General features: G+C 71.7%; 7 protein-coding genes. 2 read left to right on the top strand and 5 right to left on the bottom strand.

Annotated features, from left to right (window positions below):
• Positions 1–615 precede the first annotated feature (615 nt).
• Both ND747_RS11275 and ND747_RS11270 read left to right on the top strand, forming a co-directional pair.
• A complete protein-coding gene (locus ND747_RS11275; RefSeq protein ID WP_251733464.1) occupies positions 616–1,239 on the top strand; it encodes a TetR/AcrR family transcriptional regulator in 624 nt (207 codons plus the stop codon).
• 229 nt (positions 1,240–1,468) lie between these two features.
• Positions 1,469–2,878 (top strand): DHA2 family efflux MFS transporter permease subunit, encoded by a 1,410-nt coding sequence (locus tag ND747_RS11270; RefSeq protein WP_251733505.1) that lies wholly within the window; start codon positions 1,469–1,471, stop codon positions 2,876–2,878.
• A gap of 105 nt (positions 2,879–2,983) precedes the next feature.
• Here ND747_RS11270 and ND747_RS11265 read toward each other — a convergent pair whose 3' ends face one another.
• The 5 genes from ND747_RS11265 to ND747_RS11245 all read right to left on the bottom strand — a co-directional run bounded on the left by ND747_RS11265 (position 2,984) and on the right by ND747_RS11245 (position 11,899).
• Entirely contained in the window at positions 2,984–3,610 is a 627-nt protein-coding gene (locus ND747_RS11265) for a hypothetical protein (protein WP_251733463.1), read from the bottom strand.
• A gap of 872 nt (positions 3,611–4,482) precedes the next feature.
• The gene (locus ND747_RS11260; RefSeq protein ID WP_251733462.1) at positions 4,483–5,403 is read right to left on the bottom strand and encodes a lysylphosphatidylglycerol synthase transmembrane domain-containing protein; all 921 of its coding nucleotides are present in this window, start codon (positions 5,401–5,403) and stop codon (positions 4,483–4,485) included.
• A 698-nt stretch (positions 5,404–6,101) separates the two neighbouring features.
• Positions 6,102–8,126 (bottom strand): 1-deoxy-D-xylulose-5-phosphate synthase, encoded by a 2,025-nt coding sequence (dxs, locus tag ND747_RS11255; RefSeq protein ID WP_251733461.1) that lies wholly within the window; start codon positions 8,124–8,126, stop codon positions 6,102–6,104.
• 309 nt (positions 8,127–8,435) lie between these two features.
• Positions 8,436–9,800 carry a class I SAM-dependent RNA methyltransferase gene (locus tag ND747_RS11250; protein ID WP_251733460.1) on the bottom strand — a complete coding sequence of 455 codons (1,365 nt, stop codon included), beginning with the start codon at positions 9,798–9,800 and terminating at the stop codon, positions 8,436–8,438.
• Positions 9,797–11,899: an APC family permease gene (locus ND747_RS11245; RefSeq protein WP_251733459.1), complete on the bottom strand. Its 2,103-nt coding sequence runs from the start codon at positions 11,897–11,899 to the stop codon at positions 9,797–9,799. The genes ND747_RS11250 and ND747_RS11245 overlap by 4 nt, the downstream gene beginning before the upstream one ends.
• Positions 11,900–12,058 lie beyond the last annotated feature (159 nt).

Here is a 12,058-nt window from a genome sequence, read left to right as displayed (position 1 = left end):
CCCACGACGAGCCATTTTTGTCATATGGAGTGACATAGCTGGCACAGAGAGTATCGGCCGACGGGGGTTGGGGCGGATGGGTGCGAGGGTGTGCTGGCGGGACGTCCGCCGGCACCCAGGGCAGTCACTCTCCGACATATCTGCGCGGCACGTGATGGCACGCCTACATCTCGACGAGCCAGGACCACCGGTCGGACCGGACCCGCGGATCGTGGGATCGCAACGGCCCACGTACGCGGGACGCAGGCCGGAAGCACGGACAGACCCTCAGGAGATGCTGAGCGCACGCGTGAGAGGATGCCGCGGCCGGCACGGCCGGCACGGTCCAGGCGTTCGTTGGAGCAGCGGATTCAGGTGTGCGGCGCCTCGGCGCTGATGGCGGGTCGCGACCGTCTGGATGGCGGCCCACGTGGAGGCGTGATCGGGCCGGGCGAGGCTCGCCCTGGCCACGCCCTGGCCACGGCCTGCGCACGGAACGCAGGCAGGAAGAGGCCACCGACCCCGCGTCTGGTGGCCCGGTTCGCGGAACACCATGATCGCTACCAGGGATGCGGCCGAAAGTCTTCCGGGTCCCGACGTTGACATGGCTAGTGAGTGGCCACTACCTTACGAGGCATGGCAACACGGACGGACGGCGGGGCGCGGATGAGCGCCGAGCAGCGGCGGGCGAGTGTGCTCGCGGCAGCGGTCGAGGAGTTCGCCGAGGGCGGGCTGACCGGCACGTCCACCGAGGTGATCGCCACGCGGGCGGGCATCTCGCAGCCGTACCTGTTCCGCCTGTTCCCGACGAAGAAGGCCCTGTTCATCGCCGTCGTCGAGAGCACCTTTGCCCGCACCGCCGCGCTGTTCGAGCAGGCCGCGGGCGAGCTGACCGGTGAGGCCGCGATGGATGCGATGAAGGAGTCGTACTCCGAGCTGCTCGCCGACCGTACCTACCTGCTCACCCAGCTGCACGCCTACGCCGGCTGCTACGACCCGGACGTGCGGGTCGCCACCCGCACCGGGTTCCGCCGCCTGTGGGAGACGGTGGAACGGGTCACCGGCCTGCCCGAGGACGAGATCCGGGTGTTCTTCGCGCACGGGATGCTGATCAACGTGAGTGTCGCGATGGACCTGCCCGCCATCGACGACCGATGGGCGCAGATCATCTGTTCCCCGACCTTCCTCTCCCCCGACCCCGGGTCGCCTGGTTCCACCTCCGACGACGCCGTGGACGAGCCTCCAGCCACCGCCGACTGAGGCCTTCCCGCCCCACCCAGGCGTCGGCGCGCCGGCTTTCGACATCCGCCTTCAGTGTCCGCCACCAGACATTCACCCAAGAAGGTAGTGGTCACTTACTACCTTCTGAGGCTAGTGAGCACTCACAACAAACCGCGAACCCCTCGCAGTGAAGAGTGAAAGGAGAACGGTCGTGACCCGACGCCCCAGCACCGCCTGGACGCTCGTCGTGACCTCCCTGGCCGCGTTCATGGTGTCCCTGGACAACCTCGTGGTCACCACGGCGCTCCCCCAGATCCGCGCCGACCTCGGTGCGGGCCTCGAGGGCCTGGAATGGACCGTCAACGCCTACACCCTGCCGTTCGCGGTGCTGCTGCTCACCGGGGCGGCACTCGGAGACCGGCTGGGCCGACGCCGGGTGTTCCTCGGCGGCCTCGCCGTGTTCACCGCGGGCAGCGCCGCCGCGGCGCTCGCGCCGAACATCGAGGCGCTGATCGCCGCGCGGGCGGTGCAGGGCGTCGGCGCGGCGTTCGTGCTGCCGCTGACCCTCACGCTGCTCGCCGGGGCCGTCCCGCCCGAACGGCGCGGGGCGGCGCTGGGCATCTGGGGCGCGATGACCGGGCTTGCCGTCGCGGTCGGACCGCTGATCGGTGGTGCCATCACCGAGGGGGTCAGCTGGCAGTGGATCTTCTGGGTGAACGTGCCGGTGGGTCTGATCGCCCTGCCGATCGGGCTGCGTGCGCTGGCCGAGTCGCGCACCAGCACGTCGCGCCTCGACCTGCCCGGGGTCGCGCTGGTCAGCGCGGGTCTGTTCGGGATCGTCTTCGGGCTGGTCCGTGGCGAGGGGCACGGCTGGACGAGCACACCGGTGCTGACCGCGCTCATCGCCGGTGCCATCGGCGTGGCCGCGTTCGTCGCCTGGGAGCTGCGGGTTGCCCGCGGTGGCGGGGCACCGATGCTGCCGATGAGCCTGTTCCGCATCCGCGGATTCGCCGCGGTGAACGCCACCGCACTGTTGTTCTCGATGGGCATGTTCGGCTCGATCTTCCTGCTGGCGCAGGCGCTGCAGAACGTCTACGGCTACTCGCCGCTGGAGGCCGGGATCCGTACCCTGCCGTGGACGGCCATGCCGCTGCTGATCGCCCCGATTGCCGGGCCCGTCTCCGACCGCATCGGTGGCCGACCCCTGTTGCTCGCCGGGCTCGCCCTGAACGCGATCGGCCTGGCCTGGATGGGCCTCGTGCTGTCCGACCACCTGGCCTACGGCGCCCTCGTCGGCCCGTTCGTCATCTCCGGCGTCGGGATGGCGCTGTTCTTCGTGCCGGTCGCCACCGTCGCGCTCGGCGTCGTCCCCCAGCAGTACCAGGGGTTGGCGTCCGGAACGAACAACGCCCTGCGTGAGCTCGGCGGGGTGCTCGGCATCGCCGTGCTGTCCTCGGTGTTCGCCGCTCGCGGCGGCTATGACACCCCTGCCACCATCATCGACGGCACCCGGCCCGCGGTCCTGCTCGGCGCGATCGCGGTCTCGATGGCCCTGCTCGCCGCGTTCGCCCTGCCGCGCCGAGGGGCCCAGTCCGCCCTGTCCACCAGCACCGACGACAGGCCGGCCGCGGTCCACGCCGACCGACCGGACCCGGTGGGCGCCCAGGCTGCCGGCTGACACTCGGCCGGCACCGGCCCGCAGGCATCAGGCATCAGGCATCAGGCATCAGGCCGAGGGTTGGTCGAGGATTCGCATCCTTCACCGACCCTCGGCCGGTTGGGCTCAGGCAGCGTGGACCGAGGCGTCGCCGTCGCCCGGCCCGACCGAACCACCACCCCCGCTGCCACCGCCGCTGCGACCGCCCCCGAAGGGATCCGTCCCGCTGCCCGGACCGTCACCCGAGCCGACCGAGAAGGGCGGGCCGAACGTCAGCAGGCAGTATCCGCCGGACTCCCTGTGCACGTCATACGACTCCCGGCTGGCACTGCCACTGCTGCGCTGGACGTCCACCTGAACCGTGCGCACCGTCTCCGCAGCGCTGGGATGGACGGTCTGCACGGTACGCACCGCATAGGAGGCGACCGTGCCCCGGACGCCGTCGAAGGCCCGCATGATGGTGCTGTACTCGCCCTGGGAGCGCGTCCCGCGAACCGTCGCACAGAGCCTGCCGTAGGCAGCGTCGTAACGGGCGGCCCGCACGTCGGCAAGATAGGACCGCACGGCGTTCGCCGGACCCTTGTCACTGCGGCTCAGCACCAGGACACCGGCCGCACCCGCGCCCACAGCGACCACGAGAACGATCACGAGCGGCACGATCCACCGCGTCGGCCGGCGCGGCGCCGACCCGGACAACGGCATCCCACCCGGCCCGATCGGACTGCCCCAGGCACTGCGCGCCAGTGGTCCCATCGGCTGACCAGCCGCCCCCCACGGCCCCATCGGCGCGGACGGCCCCATCGGCGCGGACGGCTCCACCAGCCCGGACGGCCCCGGCTGCCGCTGCACCGGCCCGACCGGGCCTGACCACCCCGGACCCGGCCGGCCTGCCGGACTCGCCGGATGCAACGGAACCGCCGGACGCGGCGGGCCAACCGGGCCTGGCCGTCCGGATGGGCTTGGTGGTCCCGGCGGACCAGCCGGCCGCCCGTAACCCGATGACCCGGCGGACCCGGACCAGCCACTCTGACTGGCTGCCCCTGGCTGACCATTCGCACCGGGATAACCAGATGCGCGAGGCTGAGCCGACGCGCCGAGATGACCGGCTGCGCCAGAATCGCCGGGCGGCGGATATCCCATCGGCGCGGATGGCCCGAACGGGCCAGGTACAACGTTGGGTGTCCGTGCGGCACCGGTGGTGGCGGCTCCGGTCGCCGCGACCGGCCCGGTCCCCTCCGGTGGGCCCGCAGGCGCGGCCGGCCCGGCCGGCCTGGGCCGAAAGGCCGAAGCCGGGGGGACGGGGCGCTGTGCGGGCGAGGACAGATCCCGGTCGACGGGGGCGGCTCGCAGCGTCTCATCCGCGGGAGACGGCGGGCCGTTCCATCCCGGTGTGGGCAGCCGGCCACCACCCGGTGCGTGCTCGTCGGACGGGTTGTCGTTGCCCGGTCCGTTCATCTGATCCCCTCGCGCCGCGACCCGCCCCCAGCGGACGCCGTTTTGGACGTCAACCGCCGATGATGGCATTATCCTGCCCGGATTTACCGGAATCGGGCAGCCCGGATCGCGTATCCGACGCGCCATCGTTGCGGACGGGCCGTCGCCGTGGGCCGGAGCCCGGCCGGCCGTCAGCCGGAGCTCGGCGGTTCGCCCGTCTCGGGGCCGCCGCTCTGGCGTTGGCGCAGCGCCACGCCGATCGCGGCCCACACCAGATCGGCGATGGTGGCCAGCAACCGGGCGACCAACGCGACCACCGTCGCCGGACCACTCGCGATCGCCGGCGCGAGCGCCAGGACGAGGACCGCTTCGCGGACCCCTGCCCCAGCCGGTAGCACCAGCACCAGGAACCCCGCGGTCCAGGCCAGCGCATACGCCCCGAGCGACAGGACGATCAGCCGCACGCCGCCGATCCCAGGATCGAGGTCGCGCACCAGCAGCCAGGTCGCCAGGCCGTACCAGACGAAGCTGAGCAGCAGCCACCCCGCCCCGGCCGCCACCGGACGCAACGTCAACGGAACGTCCAGCCCCGGCCGACGCAACAGCCGAAACGCCCGCGCGAGCAGCCTGGACAGCACCGGCGGATACAGCAGCACCGCGAACACCGGCACCGCGACCAGCGCCCACCAGTACTGCGCCAACGCATCCGCGGAGACGAACGGCAGCGTGACCGCGGCGGCGAGCCCACCGCTGGGAACCGCCAGCGCGAGCACCACCAGGCTCGCGGACGCGGCCTTCGGCCGGGACACCCCGTAGTCGCGGGAGAGCTCCATCTGCGCCAGTACCGGCCACACGCTGCCCGGAATGTACTTGCCGATCTGCCCGACGAAGAAGATCCGCACCGCCGCCCGCAACGGCAGTTTCGCCCCGAGCCCCGCCAGCAATGCACGCCAGGACAACACCGTCGTCCCGACGGCCACGATGGTCAGCAGGCCGGAGGAGACCACGCCACCCACCGTGAGCAGCGCAAACGAGTCCCGCACATCGTGCCACTGGCCGACCAGCGCCACCGCGAGCAGCCCGAGCGCAACGACCAGCGCCCCCCGCGTCACCCACCAACGCGGCCCGCGCCCCCCCGAACCAGGCTCCTTCCGCTGCCCCGACGACCCCGCGGACGAGCTCGGGACGGAACCCGAGGCCGAGGGCGCGCTCGGGACCGGCGATGCCGGAACCGGGGCGTCATCCGCCAGTGCTCGTGCGCCCGACGCGGAGTGCTGACCCACCAGAACAGACTAGGCCGCGCCCCACCCGGCAACCTCGCCGCCCCTCGGCAGACCCTCGGCAGACCATCGGCGTGCCATCAGCGGGCCACGGATGCGAACCACGTCGCCGAGCCACCCGGTCCGAACCGCCCGACCGGGCGTTCCGACAGAGCGACCCACCAACGGGCAGTGTCACGATCTGCAACGATGTTGCCGGTCGCGGCGGGGGTCCGTGAGCTGCACGGGTCGCCGTGGGCGGGTTCGCGTCCGTTCTGCCCGCCACGACGACCCGCATGGCGCGATCGTGCCGCACGGCCCGCTGCAAGGTGTGACGAGTACCGAGTTCGGACTGGGGAGTATGCGGTGTCTCCCCTGTAGGGCTGGCGCCGGTCTGTCCCGTCCCGTCAGCGAACGACCAGGAGCTCAGCCGGACGATCCGGGCGATGGGACAGGCGGACGGGTCGGCCCGACCCGAGACGGGTGGGGCCGACCCACCCGGTCCGAGGCAGGACGGACCGGGGCGCTTGCGCGGTGGGCAGTGGAGCGCGTCAGTGCTTGTCGGCGACCCGCTGGGCGGCGGAGTGCTCGCCGGTGCGCTGGGCGGCGGGGGCCTTCGCCTTGCCGCCAGAGGTGGCCGATGTGCCGGAAGCGACAGCCGCCGGCGCCGCGGACGGGTCGTCCTCCAGCGCGGGCTGGCGCTTCGCGATGGCCTCGACGACCTTGCGGGCAAGGTCCTGCGGAGCGAGACCGACCTCGGCGAGGATCTGGTCGCGCTTGCCGTGGTCGAGGAAGCGCTGGGCGATACCGAAGTCGCGCAGCGGGACATCGACGTCGTTGTCACGCAGCAGCTGCGCGAGCGTCGAGCCGACGCCCCCGACCCGGCCGTTGTCCTCGATGGTGACCACGAGGTCGTGGTCCCGGGCGAGGTCGACGAGGGCGATGGGCAGCGGCTTGACCCAGCGTGGGTCGACGACGGTGATCCCGATGCCCTGGCTGGCGACCAGGCGGGCCACCTCGAGGGCGGTGACGGCCATCGCGCCGACCGAGACGAGCAGCACCTCACGGCGCTGGGCGACGGCAGGGGACCGGAACAGCACGTCCACGCCACCGATGGTGTCGATGGCGGGGATGTCCGGGGCGACCGTGCCCTTGGCGAAACGCACCACGGTGGGCTTGTCCGTGGTCGCGACGGCCTCGCGCAGCTCGGCGCGCAGGGTCGGCGCGTCGCGCGGCGCGGCGATGGCGAGGTCGGGGACGACCTGCAGGAACGACATGTCCCACATGCCGTTGTGGGAGGCGCCGTCCTCACCGGTGACCCCGGCGCGGTCGAGCACGAACGTCACCGGCTGGCGGTGCAGGGCGACGTCCATCAGCACCTGGTCGAAGGCGCGGTTGAGGAAGGTCGCGTACAGGCACACGACCGGCTTGAGCCCGCCCATGGCCAGGCCCGCGGCGGAGGTGACCGCGTGCTGCTCGGCGATGCCGACGTCGAAGACCCGGTCGGGGTAGGCCTTGGCGAACTTGCTGAGGCCGACCGGGGCCAGCATCGCCGCGGTCAGGGTGACCACGTCGGGCCGCTCGGCACCGATCTGGACGATCTCGTCGGAGAAGACGTTCGTCCAGCTGGTGCTCTTCGCGGTGGAGATCGGCTTGCCGGTGACCGGGTTGATGACGCCGACGCCATGGAAGTTGTCGGCCTGGTCCTGCTCGGCCGGCGGGTAGCCGAAACCCTTGCGGGTGACGCAGTGGACGATCACTGGACCGCCGAAGTCACGGGCCCGGCGCAGGGCCGACTCGACCGCGGCGGTGTCGTGCCCGTCGACCGGGCCGACGTACTTCAGCCCGAGATCCTCGAACATCCCCTGCGGCTGAACGACGTCCTTGATGCCCTTCTTGATGCCGTGCAGCGCGTCGAACAGCGGCGCGCCGACCAGCGGCGTGCGACCGAGGACCTGCTTGACGACGTCGAGGACCTGCTCGTACTCGGGGGCCAGGCGCAGCGCGGCGAGATGGTCGGCGAGACCACCGATCGTCGGCGCGTAGGACCGGCCGTTGTCGTTGACGACCACGACGACGGGACGGTCGCCGGCGGCGATGTTGTTCAACGCCTCCCAGCACATACCGCCGGTCAGCGCGCCGTCACCGACGACGGCGACGACGGCCCGGTCCTCGCCCCGCAGGGCGTAGGCACGGGAGAGTCCGTCGGCGTACGACAGTGCCGTCGAGGCGTGCGAGTTCTCGATGATGTCGTGCTCGGACTCCGCCTGGCTCGGGTAGCCCGACAGGCCGCCCTTCTGGCGCAGCCCGTCGAAGTCGTCCACCCGACCGGTGAGCATCTTGTGGACGTAGGACTGGTGCCCGGTGTCCCAGAGGACCCGGTCGAACGGCGAGTCGAACACTCGGTGGATCGCCAGCGTCAGCTCGACGGCCCCGAGGTTGGGGCCGAGGTGGCCCCCGGTACGCGCAACGGCGTGGATGAGGAAATCGCGGATCTCGGCCGCCAGGGTGCCGAGCTCCTCGTGGTCGAGGCGCTTGACGTCCTGGGGACAGCTGATCGTGGACAGAAGCGACACGGCGGGAACTCCCTCTCCCGAAAGGGGATCGGTCCGGGTCCGGCAAAGTCTACGCAGGTCAGCCGGGGCCCCGCAGACACCCAGACGACATGTGAGTTCCTCGTGGAACGCAGGGTAATAGGTCCCGACGGGGTAGTATCAGCCGCCTCTGGCGCCCACCGTTTGTTCGGATTCGGGCACGTAGAAGAGTGTCGCGTGCCGGCGGGTCACCCAACAACACGCCGTGGCATCACCCGGCCGCACAGGCGAGCAGCCACACCCCCCACCACCATGAATCACGGCTTTTCGGGATGAAGCGAGCACTCCGAGCTACCTGACGTTGGGTTCGAACAGTGCTACGCATTCAACATGCTGCGTCATCGGAAACAGGTCGAACACACGCAGCGCTGTCATGGAGTAACCACAAGCCCTGAAGGTGGCCAGGTCGCGCCCAAGCGCCACCGGATCGCAGGCGACATAGGCGACGGCACGTGGGTGGTGGCCCAGCAGCGCGGCCACGACCTCGGCCCCGGCCCCGGCCCGGGGCGGATCAAGGACCGCGCAGTGCACCTGCCCAGCGGACGGCCCAGCGCCGAGCACGCCCCGCACGGTCGCGGGCGTCACCCGCACGGCCCGCAGCGACAGCTGCGGCAGATCCGCGAGGTTGTCGGCGGCCGCGGCGACGGCCGCCGCGTCCGACTCCATCGCGACGACCCGGCCGGACGGCCCGACATCCTCGGCGAGGAAGGCAGCGAACAGCCCCGCGCCGGCGTAGAGGTCGAGCGCGGTCTCTCCCACCCGCGGTCGCAGCGCCGTGCGGACCGCCTCGACCAGCACTTCCGGGGCACCCGGATGCACCTGCCAGAACACCCCCGGCCCGACCGCGAACCGTCGCGAACCGACCGTTTCGACGATCCGACCGGCACCGATGGGCGCATCCGGTGCCACTGGCGCCCCCGGGCCGCGCCCCCCACCGTCCGTGTGGACCTCGACGGCCACCTCACCGGAGGCGGGGCTCGCGGCCACCTCCACAGCGGTGGCACCGGGAAAACGCTGTCCGGCGAGCGCCGCGCGCACCAGCGGATGCGCGATCCGGCAGTCCGGGGTGGCCAGTACCTCGTGCGAGCGGCTGGCCCGCAGGCCGACCTGCCCGTCGGCGGCGACGGCGAAGCGCATCCGCGTGCGCCACCCCAGCCCGTCGATCCCGCCAGGCCCGTGGGACTCACCAGACCCGTGGGGCTCGCCGGCGAGGGCGGGGACGGCCTCGACGACAAGGGGGCCGACGTCCACACCGCCGAAGCGGCGCAGTGCCTCCGTGACGATGTCGGCCTTGCCCCGTCGCTGCGCCGCGGGCGTCGCATGCTGCCAGTCGCAGCCGCCGCAGGCACCCGGTCCGGCGTGCGGGCAGGGGGGTGGGACCCGGTCGGGCGATGCCTGGAGGATCTCCACGGCGTCCGCCCGCCAGTAGCGGTCGTGGGTGTCGTCGGTGATCCGGGCCCGTACCCGCTCACCCGGCAGCGCATGCCGGACGAACACCACCCGGCCCTCGTCGCGGGCGACACAGAACCCGCCGTGGGCGATCCGGCCGACCGTCAGTTCCCGTTCCGTCCCGACCACGCCCGGACCCGCCGGACCCGCCGGACCCGCCGGTGACGATGGTGTGGCCGGCACCGACACCCGCCGAGCGGGAGTCATTCCTTCTCCCCGGACGCTGCCGGAGCCGGCGCGGGCGAAACTGTGGCCGTGGCAGGCCCAGACGTGCCAGCCCCAGCCGCGCCAGCCGAAGCAGACGGCGCCGGGGCCGCCTGCGGTGCGGACTGGCCGCGGCGGACGGCGCCGGCGCCGATCCGCTCGACCCGACCCTCGACCCGGCTGGACGAGGCAAGCTGCCACGGCACGCTGGTGACCATCACACCGGGCTGGAACAACAGCCGGGCCTTGAGCCGCAGGGCGCTCTGGTTGTGCAGCAGATGCTCCCACCAGTGGCCGACGACGTACTCGGGCACGTACACCGAGACGACGTCGCGCGGGCTTTCCCGGCGGATGCGGGCGACGTAGTCCAGCACCGGGCGGGTCACCTCACGATAGGGGGAGGCGAGCACGACGAGGTCGATGCTGATGCCGCGTTCCTGCCAGGCGGTGCGCAGGCGGTCGGCGTCGGCCTGGTCGACGGCGACGGTGAGGGCGACCAGGCTGTGCGGCCGGGTCGCCTTGGCGTAGGCGAGGGCTCGCAGCGTCGGCGCATGGATCTTGCTGACCAGCACGACGCCGCGCACCCGCGACGGCAGGGTGGGCGGGCCGGGTTCCGGGGTGAGCTCGATGGCCACCCGGTCGTAGTGCCCGCGGATCCCGCGCATCCCCACGAAGATGATCGGGATTGCCAGGCAGACGATCCAGGCGCCGTGGGTGAACTTCGTGATGAGCACCAGGACGAGCACGGTGCCGGTGAGGCAGGCACCGATGAAGTTGATCGTCTGCGAGCGGCGGATGCGCCGCCGGCCCAGCGGACTGCCCGCCCGCGGGTCGTCCGAGCCCGGCCGCAGGATGCGGGCCCAGTGCCGGACCATCCCGGTCTGGCTGAGGGTGAACGAGATGAACACCCCGAGGATGTAGAGCTGGATGAGCTGGGTGACCTCGGCGTGAAAGACGATGATCAGCAGGACGGCGAAGCTCGCCAGCACCACGATGCCGTTGGAGTAGGCCAGCCGGTCACCGCGGGTGTGCAGCTGGCGGGGCAGGTAGCCGTCCCGGGCGAGGATCGAGCCGAGCACCGGGAAGCCGTTGAACGCGGTGTTGGCGGCGAGCATCAGGATGAGCGTCGTCACCGTGGCGATGTAGACGAACCCGACCGAGCCGTGGCCGAACACGGCGGCGGCGACCTGGGCGATGACGGTGGGCTGCTCGCCGTGCGCGCCGACGAGGTCACTGGCGCGCTCGGCGACGTGGACGTCCGCGATGAGCGCGAGCGCGGTGACGCCCGCGAACATGGTGACGGCGATCAGGCCCATCATCAGCAGGGTCGTCGCGGCGTTGCGGCTTTTCGGCTTGCGGAACGCCGGCACGCCGTTGCTGATCGCCTCGACGCCGGTGAGCGCGGTGCAGCCGGACGCGAACGCCCGCAGCACGAGGAACGCGAGCGCGAACCCGGCGTAGTCGTGCTCGGCGACGACCGTGTAGCCGGCGCTCTCGGCCCGCGGGGTGTGCCCGGTCGCCGTCTGGATCAGCCCGGTGACGATCATGACGAAGACGCCGGCGACGAACCCGTAGGTCGGGATGGCGAACGCCGTGCCGGACTCGCGTACCCCCCGCAGATTGATCATCGTCAGCACCACTACGATGATCACCGCGATGACCACCCGGTACGGGGCGAGCCCGGTGACCGCGGAGATCAGGTTCGCCACGCCCGCGGACACCGACACGGCGACCGTCAGCACATAGTCCACCAGCAGGGCGCTGGCGACGAGCAGGCCGGCACGCGGGCCGAGGTTGACCGAGGCGACCTCGTAGTCGCCACCACCGCTGGGATAGGCGTGCACGTTCTGTCGGTAGGAGGCGACCACCGTCAGCATGAGGACGACGACGGCGCCGGCCAGCCACGGTGAGACGTGATAGAACGCCAGCCCACCCAGCGACAGGACCAGCAGGATCTCCTCCGTCGCGTACGAAACGGAGGAGAGCGCGTCACTGGCGAACACCGGCAGGGCCACGCGTTTGGGCAGCAGCGTCTCGCCGAGCCGATCGCTGCCGATCGGTCGACCGACGAAGCCGCGCTTCAGCCGGTCCGTGAGCGCCACGCGGGGGATGCTACCGACGCGGCGGACCACTGATCGAAACTGTGACATGGGACACAGATCTGCCGTTCGGTCGCCCGGCCGTCGAGGTCAGCCATGCTGTCGGCGCGGCGCACCGGTCAACCACGGACCAACCTCCGATCGGGCTCCGCATACGGAACG

It is taken from the genome of Frankia sp. R82, assembly GCF_023716925.1.
Taxonomy (GTDB): Bacteria; Actinomycetota; Actinomycetes; order Frankiales; family Frankiaceae; genus Frankia.
Note: the sequence above shows the minus strand (reverse complement) of the source record. Positions and strands in the feature narration are given on the sequence as shown.